Below are 19,551 nucleotides of genomic sequence, written 5' to 3'. Positions count from 1 at the left end.
GTCAGAAGGCAAGGCGTTCACGGCGCCTTGCCTCCAGGCGCTGCAAGCCGCTGATGACCTGGCCGCGCACACGCTGGCGCAACCGATCCCAGCGCGTCGGGTTGCTGACGATCTGGGCCCGGTAGAAAGAGGGGCACAACACGGCGGCATGGGCCACCTCACCGCAGTTGCCGCAACCCACGCAGCTGTCGATCACCATGGCGACGGGGTCGGATCGGAGCGGATCGGGGTTGGTGCGCACCGACAGCGACGGGCACCCCGACAGTCGAATGCAGGAGTGATCGCCCGTGCAGGTGTCCGGATCGACACCGTAGCGCTCGCGCACCACGCGTTGGCCGTCCGCCAGCGCCTTGCGCACCTGCTTTTTCTCGCGCCGCTGCTTGTTGAGCATGCATTCGCTTTGCGCGATCAGCACCTTGGGCCCCGGCGTCTGGGTGGTGAGGGCCTCGCGCAGCGCACCCATCATGGCTTTGAGGTCATAGGTGCGCCGGACCGTCCGCACCCAGTCGACCCCGACCCCTCGGACGGCCTGTTCAATCTCATGCCCGGTGCTGCGTGACGCGTTGACAGCCCTGGATGACGGAATGTCCTGGCCCCCCGTGGCCGAGCTGTAGTTGTTGTCGATGATCAGCGTGAGGTTGTCACTGCGGTTGAAGACCGAATTGACAATCCCGCTGCTCAGCCCGTTGTGCCAAAAACCACCGTCGCCCATGACCGCAATGGCCCGCTTGCCGGCCGGGGCACTGCCCGGCACCACGTTGAGGGCTGCGGCCCCGGCGGCACCCAGGCCATAACCCATGGTGGTGTTACCCAGATTGAAGGGCGGGAGAATCGAGAACAGGTGGCAGCCGATGTCAGCGCTGAAATGATGCGGCCCCAGCTCACGTTCGATCAACTTGACTGCGGTGAAGATCGGTCGCTCCGGGCACCCCGTGCACAAGCCGGGCGGGCGTGAATGAACGACGTCCTCAAGCGGCGCCAGATCAGTGCGGTCAACCGATGCGACGGCGGACGTGGTGGCTGGCGTTGGGGCCTGAGTCTCCGCCACCAGAGGGATCACCCGACGTTGAACTGCCTTGACGGGTTCGGGCTCGATCACCCCGTATTGCGTCAGGAAGGCGCGCACACCCACCAACACGGTCGCACTGTTGTAGTCGCCCGCCAGGGGCAGCACATCCTTGCCGTGCAGGGCGGTGGCCAGACCGCGTTGGCGCAGGATGGCGGCCACGTTCTGCTCGACAAAGTTGGGCTGTCCCTCTTCCACCACCAACAGCGCGCGCTTGCCTTGGCAGAATCGCTCGAACTCTTCGTCCACCAAGGGATAGGTGACGTTCATCACATACAAAGGCACCTGGGTGTCGCCATAGGCATCGGCCAGGCCCAGCTTCTGCAGTACCCGGATGACGGTGTTGTAGTTGCCCCCTTGCAGCGCGATCCCGACATCACGGGCTTCCTCAGCGAAAAATTCGTTCAGCTTTCGTTCCTGTATGAACTTCAGCGCGGCAGGCCAACGCTTCTGGATCTTCTCGCGCTCGTGCAGAAAGCTGGCCGGCGGCAAGACGATGCGGTCCAGATCGCGCACCGGGTTCTCAAGCGCATCCTTCACCGTGAACGCCGGCGGACGGTTGTCAGCAGCCACAAAGCGTCCGTGCAGGTGACAGGAGCGGATGCGCATCTGCAGCATCACCGGTGTATTGCTGGCCTCGGACAGATCAAAGCCGTCCTTGACCGCCTGCACGATGCACGGCAGGTTGGGACGCGGATCCAGCAGCCACATCTGCGACTTCATGGCAAAGGCATGGCTGCGCTCCTGCATGATGGAAGAGCCCTCGCCGTAGTCCTCACCCACGATGATCAGGGCGCCCCCCGTGACGCCGCCCGAGGCCAGGTTGGCCAACGCGTCCGAGGCCACATTGGTACCCACCGTGGCCTTGAAGGTGATCGCTCCACGCAAGGGGTAGTTGACGGACGCGGCCAGCATGGCGGCCGCCGTGGCTTCGCTGGCGCTGTTCTCGAACCGGATGTGATGCTCGGCCAGGATGTCCTGGGCATCAGACAACACATCCATCAGGTGCGAGATCGGCGAGCCCTGGTAGCCGCCGACATAGGCCACGCCAGACTCCAGCAAGGCCTTGGTCACAGCCAGGATGCCTTCGCCACTGAACACCTCGCCAGCGCCCATGCGCAGCTTTTTTACTTCTTCGACAAATGATCGCTCTGCCATGGTGATTCCCGCTTGTTGATCTCCGGCTCATGCCGTATGAACGTACTTTCGCGGTCTCAAAAGCGCTCGTCAATCCATGAATAATCATGTAATCGAGCTTCATGCGATCTTTGGATAGGCACTGCCTCAAAACGGATACGCCTGGCCATCAGCAAGCCCGAGGCCCGCCCAATCAGGCACCTGCCACCCCCTTTTGAAGAACGCTCTCAACTCTTTTATCGATTCGGTAAGTGCTGCTTTTAGACTGCTCATTTCTCTTTATTTCAGAGGGCTTTGCAGTTTTTTGACAGCAAGCGCGGCATTCGGACAGGCACAGATCTGGTGCATTGAGGCCGTGATGGCGTATCGCCCCAGCATGGGTCGAAAGGGGGGTTCAAAACGGACTCGAATTGGTGAATACCCGGGTTGGAATGCACCGGAATCGGATGTTCAATTCATCCAATTTCATGTTTTGACGGGCATCAAATTTGCATCTGTTCTTTCAGATGCCAAGCGTTCGGAATGCATGGCAAGCCGAATCAGAGTTGAGCCCAGTGCGAGGAGCACCGCGATGTTGCACACACACCACCCCCTTCATTCGTCATCGAACCCGATCCTGCTCGACACCCCTAAGCGGCAACTCTTTGCCTCTGTCGATCTCGATGAGACGCGAGCCATGGTGGGTCACGTCATGAAGCCGCATGAGCTGGGGGTACTGGGCAACAGCCAGCGTCTGGATGCGCGCATGTACCACGCCGGCCTGGGCGACGTGACGATCAGTCGCCTGCGCTACGGCGCCAGCGTGCGGATCGAACCGGGCCGACTCGAGGATTTCTTCCTGATCCAGATGCCCTTGACCGGCTGCGCCCAGATCGATTGCGGGCCTCAGCATGTCGACTCGACTCCCGAGGTGGCCTCGGTGCTCAGCCCTCAGGAAGACACCCGCATGCACTGGGGCGCCGATTGCGACCAGGTGCTGATCCGGATAGCCCGTCCCCTGGCCGAACGCACGCTTGCAGCCCAGTTGGGGCACGACCTGGAAGAGCCTCTGGTGTTTCAGGCCGATTTCCGTTGGCGCGAAAGCACGGCCTGGCGCGCACTGATCAGCTACCTGTGCGAGTGCGTGACACTGGAGGCCGGATTCGAACAGCACAAACTCATCGTGCACCAGATGGAGCAACTGGTGACGGGAACCTTGCTGACCACCCACCGCCACAACTACAGCGATGCAGCCCCCGCCCGGGTCACGACCGTCCTTCCGCGCCATGTCCGCAGGGTTCAGGAATACCTGCGTGCCCACGCCCATGAGACCATCGCGGCCGATCAACTGGCCCGGATCGCCGGGGTGAGCCTGCGAAGCCTGTACGCCGGCTTCAAAGACTTCACGGGCACCAGCCCCATGCAATACCTGAAGGACATCCGGCTCGATCGGGCCCGTGAGGAGCTGCTGGCCGGCCACACCAGCAACGTGGCGGGCGTGGCCCTGCGCTGGGGCTTTGCCCACATGGGTCGCTTCAGCGTCGAGTACAAGGCCCGCTTTGGCGAAAGCCCGAGCCACAGCCTGCGGCGGCACTGATCCGATCGCGCTGGCGCCCAAAGGCGCCCGCACCCTTGCCCTCGGGCCTATCGCGCCCCCAGCACCGCAAGCCTGACGCTTTGGGATTGTTCTTGTTTGTCAGACAGACCATCCCTGCCAACGTCGTTTATCTGCGCTTTCTGGCTGCCTAGGATCAACGCATCGAACTGAGCACCGCGTCTCGCCAGGCCTCTAGCCTTCCGTGACCTGGCGCTCCCCCGGTTCCCTTGATGTTGTCTGTCACCTGGAAAGCAAAAGCATGAAGCTTCGTCACCCCTTGCGCCTGGCCTGCATGGCCCTCTCACTCGCGGCCGCCGGCCTTTGCGCACCAGCCATGGCCCAAACGCCGCAGCCGCAAGTCACCGCAGCCGCCGCCATCGAACGCGACGGTGCCGGGCGATCTCTCGATGAGCTCTACCAGGCCGCACTCAAGGAAGGCGGTCAACTGACCGTGTATGCGGGCGGCGACGAGGTGACCCAGGGCTTCGGCATCAAGTCCAACTTTGAACGCCGCTTCCCCGGCATGAAGCTCAACGTGGTGGTGGACCTGAGCAAGTACCACGACGCGCGCATCGAAGAGCAGTTGCTGCGCAAGAACCTGGAAGTGGACGTGGCCCACCTGCAGACCCTGCACGACTTCGACCACTGGGCCGCGCGCGGGCTGCTGCTGCCGTACAAGCCCATTGGCTGGGACCAGGTGCCTGCGGCCTACAAGGACCCGGATGGCCGTTTTACCGGCTTGTTCATGCTGACCTTCGCCAACAGCTACAACAAGAATTACGTGACGGCAGAGAACGCTCCGCGCGATTACTCGGACTTTCTCAAGCCCGAGTTCAAGGACCGCATCATCATCGCCTACCCCAACGATGACGACGCCGTGCTGTACATGTTCGACAAGATCATCCAGAAGTACGGCATCGGGTTCATCGACCGGCTCAAGGCCAACGGCGTGCAATGGGTGCGCGGCACGCAGACCCCGCGTGACGCGGTGGAGGCCGGCAAGTACGCTGTCTCGACCGGGACGTCAGGCAGCTTTGTGCCGGTGGAATCGTCGACGCTGCGTTTTGTGCTGCCCAAGAACGACCCCTTCCTCACCTGGGCGCAGACCGGTGCCATCTTCAAGGATGCCAAGCACCCGAATGCCGCCAAGCTCTACATGAGCTGGCAGTTGTCGTTGCCGGTGGCCTCCAACCCGCGGCAGTTCCCCATCCGCCAGGACGTGGCGCCGCTGCCGGGCTTCCAGACCATCGACCACTACAACACCAGCCCCGAGGACTTTCTGGCCTTCATGCGGGACCGCGCCCGCGTAGAGCGCGTGAAGAGCCTGTTCGAACGCCTGATCGGGCCCGTCCAGGGCATCTCGCCGCTGAAAGACTGAGCCCCGCTGTCACCGTGCCCGCGAGCCGCGCGAAGGCGGCTCCGGCTCACAAGCAATCGCCAACCCATTTTTTGAGGCAGCTCATGCGCCATCCACTCGATTTCAGTGTTCCCAAAGAAAGCCTGTTCATCCCCGTCCTGGCCGGCCCTTACGAGAAGTTGGCCCAGCCGCTGGGGTGGCTGCTGCTTCGACTGGCCCTGGGTGGCTGGCTGTTGCATGAAGGCTGGCCGAAGATTCTCAATCCCATGGGTCAGGTGCAGTTCGTCGAGATGATCGGCTTTCACCCCGGCTGGCTGTTCTCGCCTCTGCTGGCCAGCATGCAGGTCGTTGGCGGCATCGCGCTGATCCTGGGGTTCTTCACCAGGCCCTTCGCCCTGGCCAACGCGGTCATGCTGTTCGTGACCGTGTGGTTCCACCTTCACTTTCCCTACAACGCCGAAGCGCTGCTGAGCAGCGCAGGCCTGGAGGCGATCAAGGCGCACCCGGAGTTCCTGACGGCCAACGGCACGAAGCGGCTCATGGATGCAGGCGTGACGTTCACCCAACTCCTGCAAGACAAGGCGGTCCAGCTGTCCAGCATCTGGGCCTTCGGCTGTCTGTTCTTTGCGGCCTTCGGTGGCGGTCTCTGGTCGCTCGATCGTCGGCTGAAGAAATCGTTCTGAGCCTTGCTGGCGCTGACACATGAAAAAAAGGGGGCGGTCAGGCCCCCAAGAAACTCGCAAGACAGACCGGTGCCGATCAGAACGGCAGCGTGGCCTTCACATAGAGTTGAGAGCCTTCGGGGCGGTTGCGCACGTGGCTCTCCGTCTGCCACTTGAGGGTGAACAGCCAGCCCTTGTCATTGGCGTAGCGCACCGAGGGCCCGAAGCCGATCGCGCGGGCCTTGCCGGTGCCACTGGCCGGTCCGCTGTCTTCGCTGATCTGCTGGAAGACATGGCCGCCGACGCCCAGCACCCAGCCATTGCCCAGCCCCCAGCCTGCGCTGTAGTCGGCATGGAGGGCGCGCCCTGACCGGGTGCGGGTGTCGTCGTTGCGGCCATTGAGATCGAGCATGAGCTTGAGGTCGGCGTTCAGGCCGGCAGGCTGGACCTGGGTCACGGCCAGCAGGGGCTGCACCATCCAGTAGTTCTTGCCCAGGCTGGACGGATCATTGGCGTTGTACTGACCGGTAGGTGCGCTGACGTCGACCCCGAACAGATAGTGCAGCGAAGGCGATGCGTGGTAGCCGACAGCGGTGCCGACCGTGATGTCGCCCAGGCCACGGCTGCTGGCCCGCAGGGCCCCGGCCCTGAAATCCACATCGAGCAGCGGCGCAATCGCATGGAAGGCCAGTTGCCCGCCGAGCACCTGTTGCTGGGTGACCCAGACCGCCCGCGGCGCCAGCACATTCACCCGGATGCTGAGATCGGGCACCAGCGACTGGCCGCTGGCACCGCGCAGGGTGTCGTACCGGGCGGTTCCCGCATAGGTCAGGAAGTGCACGCCGGGAGGCGGCAAGGCCCCGACCAGGTAGTTTTCGAGGCCATCGGGGTAGACACCCAGGCCATTGCCCTCGGTGGCCTGGGCACCGAGGGTGGCCGAGGCCAGGGCCAGGGCCACGACGAGGCGCTTGCGGAAGTGGGGGCGTTTCATGGGACTCTCCTTTTCATGAGGTGTGGGCTGAGAAATGGCCGGACACCGGCTCGGCGGGGTGTCCGGAAGGGGCTCGCCGCCGCGATGTCTCGTGCTCAGCGGCGCGCCAGGGCCTGTGCGACCAGCCAACCGGAGCCCGCGCCCAGGCCAGGTCCTGGGTGGGTGCTGGCTCCAATGTGGAACACATTGCGCACCGGCGTGCGATGACCGCGGGCCCCTTCGGCCCCAGCGAACGGACGCAGCCAGAAGAACTGATCGGGCGAGCAGCTACCGCTGTAGATGTCACCGCCGACCAGGTTCTGGTTGAGGCTCTCCAGGTCGGCCGGTGAGTAGGCCCGCCGGCCGATCAAGCGCTGCCCCAGCCCCGGCATGACGGTCTCCAGACGGGCCTGCACCCGGTCGGCCATGGCCTCGCGCACCGTGGGGTTCCACTGACCGTCGGCGGGGATGGCGATCAATCCGGCGGCGTCGCCCCGAAGTTGACGCGGCAACTCCTGCATCTGGACCCAGAGAATCCAGCCCCCTGGGGGGGCACGCGAGGGATCGACCGCCACCGGCTGCCCCACGGCCAGCGTGGGCCGGGCCGGAAGCCAGCCGTTGTTGGCCTCGGTCACGCTCGTGCAGACCTGCTCCAGGCTCTCGGTGAGGTGCACGAGGGGCACCTGCTTCAACTCGGGGTTGCACCAGTCGGGCGGCGCGTTCAGGGCGAAATGGATCTGCATGCCCCCTCGCCCGTAACGGTAGGCAGCAGCCCGTTCATGCACCACGGCCGGTACGCCGGGCAGCAGCCCCGTGTAAAGCTGCTGAGGGGTGACGTTGCACACCACGGTCTCGCGGGCCAGGAAGGTGCGGCCTCCAGCGATCACGCCGGTGGCACGGGCTTGTCGCCCTGCGCCATGGGTCAGAACCTGCTCAACGTGGGCATTGGCCAGCAGACGCCCGCCATGGCGTTCAATCACCCGTTGCAGGGCGTGGACGAGCTGGCTGCCGCCGCCTCGTACCACCGGCATGCCCCCGGCCACCACCGCCGCGAAGGTCAGCTTGCCGATGAGGGCCGAGGTGGCATCGTCGGGCCCCAGGCCGCTGTGCAGCACCCACGGCGCCATCATGGCGCGCATCTCATCGCTTTCAAGGCTGCGCTCGGCCCAGCGACGAAACGGCTCCAGGGCCCCACGGCCAAAATCCAGCAAGCCATCCAGCCCCCGCTGGCGCCATTCGCTGAACAGCAGCCGGAGGATGCCGAGGCCGTAGGGGTTCTGCCCCAGCAGGCCGAAGGTCAGCGCCGCATCGGCACCGAAGATCCGCTGGGCCATGGACCGCAGGGCCTCCGCGTCCGCAGGGGAGAAGGCGGCAATGCGGGCCTGGGCATCGTCCAGACCTTGCTTGAGCGCGATGCCCTGCCCATCCGGCCGGACCAGGCCGGTGGCGTATTCGTTCTGCAGAAACTGCAGCCCTTCCTTTTCCAGAAAGGGACGCAGTTCCGCATAGGCCGGACTGCCCACAAAGAGGGGATACCACGAAGAGAGCACCTCGTGCTGATAGCCAGGGAACAGCTCCTCGGTGCGGATACAGCCGCCGAAGCGGTCATTGCGTTCCAGCACCAGCACCGACTTGCCCCGCGTGGCGAGCAAGGCCGCACAGACCAGGGAGTTGATGCCGCTGCCGACAATGATGACTTGGGGGTTGTCGTCTCGGGACATGGGGCGCTTCCCGCTCAGGCCACCAGGGCCAGCACCCGCAGCGGGCTGCCGGAGCCGCCCTCGATCTTCAGGGGGGCGGAAATGATGAGCGCCCCCTGGGGCGGCAGCTGGTCCAGGTTCTTCAGGCACTGCAGACCATAGCGGTTAGCGCCATGCATCAGGGTATGACACGGATAGGCCAGCGGCCAGGCGTAGGCCTGCCCCGCATCGGTGTTGATGGTCTCGACCCCGAAGCCATGCACCTGACGCTCATGGATGAGCCATTCCACGGCCTCCTGGGTGGGCCCGGGGGTGTGCGCACCGTCATCGCGCAGGCTGAGGAAGGCTACCGGGTCGGAGGCCTTGAGCGACCAGTCGGTCCGCAGCAGCAACCAGGCCCCGGCGGGAATGCGCCCGTGCACCTGCTCCCAGTCTTGCAGAAACGCCACCGTCAGCAGCCAATCAGGGTCTCGCGCCACCTGCGCACTCGCATCCACCACAGCGGCGGGCGCAATGAAACGCGTGGGGTCAATCGTGTCGACCGTGTTGCCCGGGTGGTCCCGGCCTGTGATCCAGTGGACGGGTGCATCGAAATGGGTGCCGGTGTGCTCGCCGCAGGAAAAATTGTTCCAGTACCAGCCCGGTCCGGCCTCGTCGTATTGCGAAATGCGCTCCTTGCGAAAGCCCTGGACCTGGCCGAACTGGGGCGGCAATTGCAAGGCCGGGAACGACTCAGACAAGGTCTGGGTCAGGTCGATGACACGCACCTGGCCGCTGGCCAGTTGGCTGGACAGGGCCGACAGGGAAGAAGTGCTCATGGGGATTCCTCTTTTCGATTCGTGGTTCAGATGAAGGGGCACGGCGCAGCGGGACCGACTCAGGCCGCCACCGAGGCATGCAGGGCGGCAAAGCGCCCCGCATGGAACACCAGCGGGTCGGCCGGCGCGCCATCGGTGCGCAGCACCCGGCCCACCAGCAGAAGGTGATCCCCCGCCATCTGCTGCTGATCACTCCGGCAGACCAGCGTGGCCACCGAGCCCTGGAGGGCAGACACCCCTTCGGGCGCCTCGCGCACGGCCACGCCCTCAAACTTGTCCACGATGGTCGGGTTGGCAAACCGCCGGGCCAGAGCCTCCTGGTCTCTGCCCAGGACATTGATCGTGAAGTGCCGGCAGTCGCGGAACACCTCCAGGTTGGGCGAATGCCGCACCAGGCTCCACAGCACCAGGGGCGGATCGAGCGACAGCGAGGCAAACGAATTGATGGTCAGGCCGACGTCGCGCCCTTCAGGGCTGCGTGTGACCACAATGGCCACCCCGGTGGGGTAACTGCCCAGGACCTGACGCAGTTCCTTGGCCTCGAAGTCGACTCGGCCCCAATCCGTGGCGGCGGCGACCAGGCCCTGCCCCCCCGGGGCCTCGATGGTGATGGCGGAGTTCATCGAGGTCTCCTTCAGGCGGCCACGGGTTGGGCGAGGTGCTCGTTGATCAGCGCCTCGCAGGCCTGGGCATCAGCCCACCAGGGGAAATAGCGAGGCGGGTGGTTGAACCCGTTGGCGATCGTGCTGGCCAGCGAAGGCGACTGACCGGCCGCGCCCAGCAGACCCAGGATGTGCGGCGGCGGCGGTGTCAGCAGTGAGTTGGTCCACTGCACCACCCAGCGGGCGTAGTCCCAGAACTGCTCGAAGGTGGCTTCCATCCACTCGCGGGTGTAGGGCTGGCTGCCGTGGGCCACGATGGCGTCGAGATAGACCTGGGCGGCCTTGGTGGCATTGTTGGAGCCCTGGCCCGTGATCGGGTCGTTGGTGGCCACCGCGTCGCCCAGCCCGAACACCAGACGGCCCGACGGCAAGGTGAGCACGGGCTTGCGCACCGTCGGCGCAAACGCGCCCGCCAGAATGCCTTTGTCGTCGGTGAGTTCGACCTGGGCCGCGCGTTCGGCCTCCCAGGGCAGGTACTGCGTCAGAAATCGCTTGCTGGCCGCCAGATGCTCCTGTGGCGTCTTGACCTCACGCCAAAAGTCCAGTGCGCCACCGGGCACCCCTTCGAACACCATGATGTCGCAGGGCCCACTCAAGGTCAGGGCCGGGAACACGAAATACTCGCCGATGCCCGGGATCAGGTTGAACGACACCTGCGAATGACCGGCCGTGGGCTTCATGCCGTGCACATAGGTCAGTGCCAGAGAGCGTTGGGGCTTGTCGAACGTCGATCGGGCAGCATCCCGCTCGAACAGCTTGACGACCTCGCCCTTGCCGGCCGCCAGGATGACCAGGTCATGGCTGTCAGCCAGCGCCTCCAATTCGGCGATGCCCGCGTCCTGGATCAGCAGCCGGCCACCTCGCGCCTCGACCTGCTCCAGCCAGGCCGGCATCTTCAGGCGCTGGTCCACCGCCTGCGCCGGGCGGTCCAGGCGCGAGCGCCAGTCGATGGCCTTGGCGCCCGGCTCGGCCGGATGCGGCACCGCGAAGCCAATGCCGTCGACAGGCGGGCACTCGGCCTCCCAGGTGTTGATGCCCAGATCACGCTCGATCTGCAAAGCGTTGTCGAACATGCACTGGCTGGACATCACCTTGCCCTGGCGGATGTCCTCCGGGGTTCGGTTGGTCACCACCGTGACCTCATAACCTTGGTCGAGCAGTCCGAATGCGAGCGGCAGGCCGGCCTGGCCCCCACCGACGATAGCGATGCGTTGCATGGAAATCTCCTGTTGAATGAAAGTGGAACGCGAGGCGGCTCAGGCGGCCAGGCGCGGAATGGCGGGCACGGCCTGCTCCGGCCCCATGGCGGAGTAGCCGCCGTCGACCGCGTAGTCCGCCCCGGTGACAAAGCTGGCCCGCGAGGACAGCAGAAAGGCCACGACCTGGGCCACCTCCTGGGGGTCACCGGCCCGGCCGAGCAGGTGGTAATCCGCCGCCACCTGGTCGGTCTTGGCGCGGTCACCGCCGGTCATCTCGTCCATCACGCGAGACCAGGTCCACCCCGGCGAGACGGAGTTGACGCGGATTCCGTCTGCCGCAAAGTCCATCGCCATGCTGCGCGTGACCTGCACCAGCGCGGCCTTGGAGACCGGGTACAGCCAGCGGCCGGTCTGGGCCACCTTGGAAGAGATGCTGGTGAAATTGACGATGGCCCCGCCGCCCGCCGCCGCCAGATGGGGTCGCACCGCCCGTGCAGCCATCACCGCACTGACCAGGTTGATGTCCAGGGCCTTGAGCCAATCGGCGCGGCCCGATTGCGCACCCTCGTCAAGGTAGGTCGCGGCCAGATTGACCAGGCCATCCAGACGCCCGAAATGCGCCACGACGTCGCGCACCCCTTGCTCAAGCTGGGCGTCCTGGCTGATGTCCACGGGCCAGAACCGCGTGGTCTGCGGCGACTGCGCGGCCACCTGCGCGCCCCGCTCCGCATCGATGTCAAACACGGCCACACGTGCGCCGGCGGCACGCAGGGCCTCCACCACGGCGGCACCAATGAGTGTTGCGCCTCCGGTGACAATCACCACCTTCGAATTCAGCTCGGTCATCATCTCTACCCCAAGATCAGCCTGGGCTCCCGCAGGATGGCGGGTTCACCCATCAGCAAGCACGATTGCGCTTTTCGTGCATTGATCGTCGTGGACTGGGGCTCTTCGGACTAGCCGAGGTTGGCTGTCAATGTCCAGAAAATGCGGCTAGTCGACGGGGCGCACTGCAACGGCCTGGTGGCAGGCGAGCAGTCACACCCGTGAAAACGGCTTGACGGGGATGAGAGATCAGAAATCAAAGGGCCGCATCCGTCCCACAGGGGCGAGTCCTGCTTGCAGAAGATGTTGCGGCGAAACATGGGGCGTCACCATGGACGCCAGCGGCGGCGGGCATGGTGCCACGCAGTGCGGCCAGGCGGTGCCCATTGACGGGCCCGCCAATGCAGTCTTTCAGGCCTACTCAAACACCGGCCGAAAAAAGCTGCGCTCGTAGCTGAGGATGCAGCGGGTGTCCTCGGCCAACTTGAAGGCGGCCTGGCATTCGGGGTCGGTTTGCGAGCGGGTGCGATAGACCTCGTAGGCCGCGAGCGAGGGGAACGAGAACGAGGCCAGCGCAATGTTGTTGGCGCCTTCGGAGGGCAGCAGGTAGCCATGGTGGATGCCACCCAGGCGGTTCACCAGACTGATCCAGAGTTTGCCGTAGTGCTCGAAGGTTTGAAGCTGGGTGGGATCGATGACGTAGCGCAGATGGCAGGTGATCATGTTCGGGGCCGGGCCGGGTTGTTGAGGTCGGGGCAATATACCGTGCCCAGCGGCCGTGGCGCGCCCGTGGGCAAGGGCCCTGGCCGCCGCATGAAACCCCTCCGGCCGCGCGTCACACCCCGTGCAAGGCCTGGCCATAAAAGGCCTCACCGCCCATCTGGCCGCCCTTGAGGATCAGCTCCAAGCCATCGCGCCGCGGGTTCGCGGACCAGGCCCGACACAGGGGCGCGCCGGGCGTGATGCGGGCCAGCACCGTGAGGGCCTCGATGCCCAGCACGCTGGCCACCTCGCCCGAGCTGTCGCCACCGGCCACCACCACGCGCTGCAGGGGATGCTGGTCCAACAGTCGTTTCATGACCTCGGCCAGGCCCGCGCCCACCGCACGCGCCGCCTCGGCCCGGCTCAGGCCGGCCCGGGCGGCGTGCTGGTCAAAGGCCAGCACCTCGGGGTCGTCCGGGCCTTCGGCGCTGAAGACCAGGGCACTGCGCCCGACCGAGAGGGCAGCGCCGGCCTGCGCCAGCACGCGCTGCAGTTCGGCCTCGCGCCGCTCGGGCAGCAGGCAGGCTGCGATGTCCAGCCGCTCGGTGGCAAAGCCATGGGCCCTGGCCCAGCGGATCTGGCCTGCCGAGACGGGCGAGCAACTGCCGCTCACCGCGGCGATCACCGGCACAGGCGCGGCCTCGGGCAGGTCAGCACTGGCGGGCACCCAGCCCTGGCTGCGCCAATAGGCCGTGAGCGCGTAGCTGAGACCCGAAGACGAAGCGCTGAACAGCCCACCGCCGCGCTGAGTCCAGATCAGGCGGCCGGCTTCGAGCAGCGTCTCATCGTCCAGCACATCGATGAACACGATGGGGGCCGCAGCGTCGGCCTGACGACAGACCCTGAGTTGGGCCAGGGCATCGCCGGCCTTCAGTTGCACCATGTCGACCAAGCCCGTGCGACGCGGGGTCTGCGCTGCCAGGTGACGGCGCAGATCCGATTCGCCCATGGGGGTGACCGGGTGGCGCGACATGGTGGGATGGCGGTCCAGGCGATAGCCCACGCCCTCCACGGCCGCGAACAGGTGCCCGAACACCTGGTAGCGGCGTAGCCGGGGCGCGCCCACCACCGTGGGGCTCCAGTCGCCCCCCATGTGCCGCAGCCCGATCTCGATGGCGCAGCCGATGGATCCAATGGCGGGCGACGAGTCAAAGGTAGAGCACACCTTGTAATGCAGGATGGGCGCCCCCAACGCCTTCAGGCTGGCAAAGGCCTGGGGCAGGTGGCGGGCCATCCACTCAGGGCTGCGACCGCGCGACGAGCCCGCCAGGCCCACGCAGCGCACGCCCGGAAAACGCTGCAAGGCCTCTGGCGCAGGTGGCTCCAGGAACAGCACGGTGGGCACGCCAGCAGCGGTCATCGCCTCCATGGCGTCGGTGGAGCCCGTGAAATCATCGCCGTAGTAGGTCAGCAGCAAGCCCTCGGGCAAAGCCGCCTGCAAGGGGCTTTCTATGGCATTCATCGCATTCATCGCCAGAACCCCAGGGCCTGGGCCAGGGCCGGTGAATCCAGGGCCGCCCGCTCCAGCTCAATGCCCTCTTGCGCCGCCTGCCAAGCATCGCGAAACGACTGTACCCCTGCAGCCACGCCACCCGGGTGGCCAAAGATGCCACCGCCGGCGGTGTGGATCAGGTCGGCACTGCCCAGGCCGGCGTAGGTGTCGTGCGCCTGCAGCCCGGTCTGGCCCGAGCTGAAGACTGGCATGCCGGTCATGGGGGCGCTGTCCATCACCGGGGCCAGCACGGCGCGGGCGGCCGCCATCACGCTGTCGTCGGCTTCGCTGAACTTGTTGCGCAGCCCGTTCACGTGCAGGTGGTCAGCCCCGGCCAGGCGCCACAGCTTCTGCCAGGGCGCGTAGTCAAAGCCCAGTTGCGGCGAGCGGCTCAGGTAACCCCAGCCGGCACGGTGGGCGTGGATCGGCAGTTGGGCATGGCGGCGCAGCTCGGTCATGCCGACCAGGCCGATCGAGTTCAGGCAGGCCATCACGCAGGTGCCGCCCTCGGCCAGCACCAGGTCGTGGCGGCGCTTCATCTGGTCCAGATTGCCGGTCAGGTTGAAAGCCACCATGGGCATGCGGCCCAGCCGGTCCGCCGCCGAGCGCACCACGCGCATGACGGCCTTCACGCGCTCGTCGAAGGGGCAGGCCGGGCCGTCGGCCTGCAACTCGTCGTCCTTGATGAAGTCGATGCCGCCATCCACCAGCAGTTGCACCTGCTCGGCCGTCTCCTGCACGCTCAGGCCCACGCTGGGCTTGATGATGGTGCCGATCAAAGGCCCGCTGGACACGCCGCTGAGGCGGCGCGTGCCAGCCACGCCAAAGGCCGGGCCGGGGTAGGCCTGGGCAAAGGCCGGGGGCAGTTGCAGATCGATCAGGCGCAGGCCGGTGACGCAGCGCAGCTCGTACAGATTGCCGGCCACGGTGGCCATCAGGGTGGGCAGGCAGGGCCCCAGATTGGCCAGCGGCCACGACAGCTCCAGCAGCGCCCGCGTGTAGCGCCCGTTGGCCGCGGGGGCGGGCGTGGGCAGGCTGGGCACCAGGCTGCTGTCGAGGATCTGCAGGCGTTCGACCCGGGCGCCGGCCCGGGCCTTCAGCTCAGGCGTCTCGGTGGGCAGGGCCACAAAGGTGCCGCTGGACTGTTCGCCGGCAATCACCTCGGCCGCCCGGGCCGGGTCGTCGCCGGTCTCCAGCCAATAGGTGGCGTGTATGCGTTCCATGGGGTGCCTTGCTCAGGTGATGCGGTGGATGCTTTCGGCGATCTCTTCGCGCTCGAAGACCTTGATCCAGTCGTCGCGCATCAACCGTGGCTTGCCGAAGGTGATGGCCTTGTTGCAGGCATCCGAGAAGGCGCCCGGGATCTCCTTGAAGATCACCGCGGCCAGGATGTTCATGTGGCCCAGCAGAAAATCGCGCGCGCACTCGGCCGGCACCCCTCGGCGCACGGTTTCGTCCATGGCCTCGCGCATCACGTCGAGCAAGGTGGCACAGACGGTTTCTGACAGGCCCGGCTCCAGCAGGGCCATCTGGTCCACCGTCAGGCGGTAGGAGTTGAGGATGGGTGCATAGATGGTCTTGGCCAGTTCCTCACCCAGGTCAAAGGCCGACTCGGGGCCCTGCATCAGGGCACTGGTGATCGATTGCTTGGCAAAGCCGCCGCCAAAGTAGTCCTTGCGCGCGGCTTCGCTGGTCTCGTTGTTGTAGATCGGTGGGTGGCAGGGATGGGCCACAAAGTAGGTGAGGTCGGCCCGCTGGGGCAGGTGGCCGGCAAAGGGGGCGGCGGCATCCAGCACCATCACCATGGTGCCGGGCTTGAGCTGGGGTTCGATCTGGTGCGAGATCTTGCCGATCAGGGTGTCGGGCACGGCCAGGATGACCACGTCCACATCCTTCAGCGCCTCCTCGGTGCTGACCACCGACAGGCCCAGCTCGTCGCGCAGCCGTTGCTGACCCGCCGCGCCGGGTTCGACGTGGGCCACGCGAAAGCGTGAGTTGAGCAGATTCTTGGACAGGCGCACGCCCATCTTGCCGCCAGCGCCAAACAAGGCAATTTTGGGATTCATTTGGAGTTCTCCTTGAAGTCGATGGGCCCAGGCTTGGGCCCTTGCAGAAAAAGCTGCGCTGAGCGCAGAGGGTTCAGGCCAGCGCCGCAGCACGCGGCATGGCGGGGTGTGCCACCTTGAGCACCAGCACACCGGCCACGGCCATCAGGGCGCCGACCACCAACATGGGCAGTTGGTAGCCGCCGCTGCTGTCTTTCAGCGCGCCGGTGATGAAGGGGGCGGCAAAGCCGGCCAGGTTGCCCACGGTGTTGATCAGCGCCAGGCCCGTGGCGGCCCCGGCACCGCTGAGGAAGCGCGCCGGCAGCGCCCAGAAATTGGGCAGCGCGGCAAAGATCGCGCAGGCCGTGACGGTGATCACCGCCACCGTGGTCACTGGCGACTGCATGTACAAGGCGCAGGGAATGCTGGCCGCCCCAATGAAGGCGGGCAGCCCGACATGCCAGCGCGACACCCCGTGGCGGGTGGCATGCTGGGTGGCCAGGTACAAGGCCACGGCCGCCGGCAGGTAAGGGATGGCCGTGATCAGGCCCTTCTGGAACACATTGAACTTGCTGCCGAACTGGGCCTCGAAGCCGCCGATCACCGTGGGCAGGAAGAAGGCCAGCGCATACAGGCCGTAGATGAAGCCGAAGTACACCAGGCTGAACAGCCACACACGGCCATCGCGCAGCGCCAGACCCGCCTGGGCGCCGGGGGTCTTGGCCTTCTGGCGGGCCTCCTGAGCCAACTCGTCAGTCAACCAGCGCTGCTCTTCGGCACTGAGCCAGCGGGCATCGGTGGGCTTGTCGGCCAGGTAGAACCAGGCGATGAAGCCGACCACGATGGCCGGCACGGCCACGCCGAAGAACATGATGCGCCAACCCGCCAAACCGAACAGCCCGTTGGCCTCGATCAACAGGGCCGCCAGCGGCGCACCGATCACGGTGGTCAGAGGTTGTGCCAGGTAGAACAGGCCCAGGATGTGACTGCGGTAGCGCGCCGGCACCCACTGGCTCAGGAACAGGATGGCGCCCGGAAAAAACCCGGCCTCCGCCACCCCCAGCAGAAAGCGAAGTGCGTAAAGGCCCTCGACGTTGCTCACCCAGGTGAACAACAAGGCCACCACACCCCAGCTCACCATGATGCGCGACAGCCAGCGACGCGCGCCGTACTTGTGCAGCGCCAGGTTGCTGGGGATCTCCAGCACGATGTAGCCCACAAAAAAGATGCCGGCGGCCATGCCGAACTGAGCCGCCGACAGCGCCAGGTCCTTGCTCATGCCGTTGGGGCCGGCAAATGAAATCGCGGTGCGATCCAGGAAATTGATGAAAAACATCAGCGCCACAAAGGGCACGAGCCGCCACGACACCTTGCGGATCGCGCTTTGCTCCACGGTTTTGACAGAACTGTTCACGAAGTCTCCTCGTTGTTTTGAGCCGCCCCACGTCATGGACAGGGCATCTTCCAGCTGGTCTGATGAACTGGTGTGATGAGTAGACCATTGATTGAAAAATCCCCGCACTGGGGTTTTCACGGAGGACGCCTACCTGGCTTGGCGAGGGCCGTGACCAGGCCTCGGAGTGAGTCACTGACGGGCCATAATCGAAAATCGCCGATTTCGCCCAGCCCCTGCCACCGAGCCCGCCCGTCATGACCGAACCGATCCAGCGCCGCAAACTGTTCCAGGAGGTTCTTGATCGCCTGATGACGCGCATTCGCTCAGGCGCCATCCCACCGGGCGGGCAGTTACCCTCCGAGCGCGAACTGATGGAGGAATACGGCGTGGGCCGCCCTGCCGTGCGCGAGGCACTGCAGACCCTCGAACGATCGGGCATCGTGGAGATCGCGCATGGCGAACGCGCCCGTGTGGTGGTGCCTACCGCCGACCGGCTGATCGCTCAGATTGCTGGCGGTGCCATGCACCTGCTGCGCAGCCAGCCCGACTCGCTGGAGCATTTGAAGGATGCCCGGCTGTTTCTGGAGATCGGCATGGCCCGCCTGGCCGCCGAACGCGCCACCGAGGAAGACATCGCCCGTTTGCGCCTCGCGGTGGCACGCCACCGCGCCTCGCTGAACGACCTGGAGCAATTCATCGAACTGGACATGCATTTCCACCGTGAATTGGCCACGGTGAGCGGCAACCCGATCTTTCCGGCCATCGTCGAAGCCCTGTTCCGTTGGGCTGGCGAGTACTACCAGGCCATGGTGCGCGCCCCCGGGGTGGAAGACCTGACGCTGGCCGAGCACGACCGCATCGTGGACGCCATTGCGCTACACCAGCCCGAGGCCGCCGCCGAAGCCATGCGCGCCCACCTGACCCGCGCCAACAAGCTCTACTACCAGAACCCGCCAGGTCAGACGGGCTGAGCGTTCCGCGACCACGTCGCCGTCCGCGCCGGAGCGCCAGGCCTTGGATTCAGCGGCGGTTTGGGCCCCGTTCTTTCACACGTGAATACCGCAGCAACGGTGGCTGTCACCCGCACAGCCATCAGAACCCATTGGTATCACTTAATCACATTCATGACTTAATTGTGATGCCATGTAACTTGATGTGAGTCAAGAAGTCCATGGCACCATGGCCGCGACAAGGCCAGCACCGTGGCGTGTATCCCATTTGTAAACCGTTGATGCACAAATCGTGAAGCCGCCCCAGGCCGCTGCAACACGCCTCAGAACCGCTTACACCCTGATACTTTTAACCAGCCACTGCGGCCCACCCCTCCCTAGCATCCGATCCACCTGATGCGCCTCTTGTCGGATTCACCTTGCAAGGCGCAACGCAGGAAGACTTTCAATCCAAACGCTTTTGAGGAGTCCCCGCATGCCGACCTACAACCTGAATGTGAACGGAAAGTCCTACAGCGCCACGGTGGCGCGATCCGACATGCCCCTGCTGTGGGTGCTGCGCGATGTGTTGAACCTGACGGGCACCAAGTACGGTTGCGGCATTGAGGTGTGCGGCGCCTGCACGGTGATGGTCAATGGCCAGCCCGAAAAATCCTGTGACATGGACGTGAGTTCGGCCGTGGGCAAACAGATCACCACCATCGAAGGCCTGTCGGCCGACCGCAGCCACCCCGCCCAAAAGGCCTGGATTGCCAATCAGGTACCCCAGTGTGGCTACTGCCAGTCGGGCATGTTGATGTCGGTGGCCTGCGCCATGAAGGCGGGCCACCACGGCACCTCCATCCTCAATGAGGTTCAGAACATCTGCGTGTGCGGCACCTACCCGCGCATCAAGACCGCGGTCAGCACCCTTTGACGTTTTGAACGGAGACGC

17 protein-coding genes are annotated in these 19,551 nt (G+C 65.4%); 5 read left to right on the top strand and 12 right to left on the bottom strand.

Annotated elements, in window-relative coordinates; genetic code table 11:
* Position 1 precedes the first annotated feature (1 nt).
* A complete protein-coding gene (locus tag AC3WUT_RS14345; protein WP_492347748.1) occupies positions 2-2,224 on the bottom strand; it encodes a thiamine pyrophosphate-dependent enzyme in 2,223 nt (740 codons plus the stop codon).
* Between the two features lie 550 nt (positions 2,225-2,774).
* Here AC3WUT_RS14345 and AC3WUT_RS14340 point away from each other — a divergent pair.
* The 3 genes from AC3WUT_RS14340 (at position 2,775) to AC3WUT_RS14330 (ending at position 5,819) form a co-directional block, all read left to right on the top strand.
* Positions 2,775-3,779 (top strand): AraC family transcriptional regulator, encoded by a 1,005-nt coding sequence (locus AC3WUT_RS14340; RefSeq protein ID WP_492347747.1) that lies wholly within the window; start codon positions 2,775-2,777, stop codon positions 3,777-3,779.
* A gap of 259 nt (positions 3,780-4,038) precedes the next feature.
* Positions 4,039-5,157 carry an ABC transporter substrate-binding protein gene (locus tag AC3WUT_RS14335; RefSeq protein ID WP_492347746.1) on the top strand — a complete coding sequence of 373 codons (1,119 nt, stop codon included), beginning with the start codon at positions 4,039-4,041 and terminating at the stop codon, positions 5,155-5,157.
* Between the two features lie 14 nt (positions 5,158-5,171).
* A complete protein-coding gene (locus tag AC3WUT_RS14330) occupies positions 5,172-5,819 on the top strand; it encodes a DoxX family protein (protein ID WP_492347745.1) in 648 nt (215 codons plus the stop codon).
* Positions 5,820-5,895: 76 nt separating this feature from the next.
* Here the strand turns inward: AC3WUT_RS14330 and AC3WUT_RS14325 are convergent, their stop codons facing one another.
* From AC3WUT_RS14325 to AC3WUT_RS14275, 11 genes are all read right to left on the bottom strand, one after another.
* Complete coding sequence (locus tag AC3WUT_RS14325; protein ID WP_492347744.1) at positions 5,896-6,789, bottom strand: SphA family protein; 894 nt, start codon at positions 6,787-6,789, stop codon at positions 5,896-5,898.
* Between the two features lie 95 nt (positions 6,790-6,884).
* A complete protein-coding gene (locus tag AC3WUT_RS14320; RefSeq protein WP_492347743.1) occupies positions 6,885-8,489 on the bottom strand; it encodes a phytoene desaturase family protein in 1,605 nt (534 codons plus the stop codon).
* Positions 8,490-8,503: 14 nt separating this feature from the next.
* Positions 8,504-9,286, bottom strand: coding sequence for a cyclase family protein (locus AC3WUT_RS14315; protein WP_492347742.1), 783 nt, complete (start codon positions 9,284-9,286; stop codon positions 8,504-8,506).
* A 59-nt stretch (positions 9,287-9,345) separates the two neighbouring features.
* Positions 9,346-9,909, bottom strand: coding sequence for a flavin reductase family protein (locus AC3WUT_RS14310; protein WP_492347741.1), 564 nt, complete (start codon positions 9,907-9,909; stop codon positions 9,346-9,348).
* Positions 9,910-9,920: 11 nt separating this feature from the next.
* The gene (locus AC3WUT_RS14305; protein WP_492347740.1) at positions 9,921-11,165 is read right to left on the bottom strand and encodes a styrene monooxygenase/indole monooxygenase family protein; all 1,245 of its coding nucleotides are present in this window, start codon (positions 11,163-11,165) and stop codon (positions 9,921-9,923) included.
* A 39-nt stretch (positions 11,166-11,204) separates the two neighbouring features.
* A complete protein-coding gene (locus tag AC3WUT_RS14300) occupies positions 11,205-11,993 on the bottom strand; it encodes an SDR family oxidoreductase (protein ID WP_492347739.1) in 789 nt (262 codons plus the stop codon).
* 396 nt (positions 11,994-12,389) lie between these two features.
* A complete protein-coding gene (locus tag AC3WUT_RS14295; protein WP_492347738.1) occupies positions 12,390-12,695 on the bottom strand; it encodes an NIPSNAP family protein in 306 nt (101 codons plus the stop codon).
* A 112-nt stretch (positions 12,696-12,807) separates the two neighbouring features.
* Positions 12,808-14,196, bottom strand: coding sequence for a 3-oxo-isoapionate kinase OiaK (gene oiaK / locus AC3WUT_RS14290; RefSeq protein WP_492347737.1), 1,389 nt, complete (start codon positions 14,194-14,196; stop codon positions 12,808-12,810).
* Positions 14,197-14,201: 5 nt separating this feature from the next.
* Positions 14,202-15,449 carry a ribulose-bisphosphate carboxylase large subunit family protein gene (locus AC3WUT_RS14285; protein ID WP_492347736.1) on the bottom strand — a complete coding sequence of 416 codons (1,248 nt, stop codon included), beginning with the start codon at positions 15,447-15,449 and terminating at the stop codon, positions 14,202-14,204.
* Positions 15,450-15,461: 12 nt separating this feature from the next.
* Complete coding sequence (locus AC3WUT_RS14280; RefSeq protein WP_492347735.1) at positions 15,462-16,292, bottom strand: phosphogluconate dehydrogenase C-terminal domain-containing protein; 831 nt, start codon at positions 16,290-16,292, stop codon at positions 15,462-15,464.
* 73 nt (positions 16,293-16,365) lie between these two features.
* On the bottom strand, positions 16,366-17,685 hold the full coding sequence (locus AC3WUT_RS14275; RefSeq protein ID WP_492347734.1) for an MFS transporter: 1,320 nt from the start codon (positions 17,683-17,685) through the stop codon (positions 16,366-16,368).
* Between the two features lie 236 nt (positions 17,686-17,921).
* Here AC3WUT_RS14275 and AC3WUT_RS14270 point away from each other — a divergent pair, with 236 nt between their 5' ends.
* Both AC3WUT_RS14270 and AC3WUT_RS14265 read left to right on the top strand, forming a co-directional pair.
* Positions 17,922-18,638, top strand: a complete 717-nt coding sequence (locus AC3WUT_RS14270; RefSeq protein ID WP_492347733.1) for a transcriptional regulator NanR — start codon at positions 17,922-17,924, stop codon at positions 18,636-18,638.
* Between the two features lie 454 nt (positions 18,639-19,092).
* Entirely contained in the window at positions 19,093-19,533 is a 441-nt protein-coding gene (locus AC3WUT_RS14265; RefSeq protein ID WP_492347732.1) for a (2Fe-2S)-binding protein, read from the top strand.
* The last annotated feature ends 18 nt before the right edge of the window (positions 19,534-19,551 follow it).

This window comes from Curvibacter sp. EU05-FHT14A10 (genome assembly GCF_058791075.1).
This window is presented reverse-complemented; position numbering and strand designations above follow the sequence as displayed.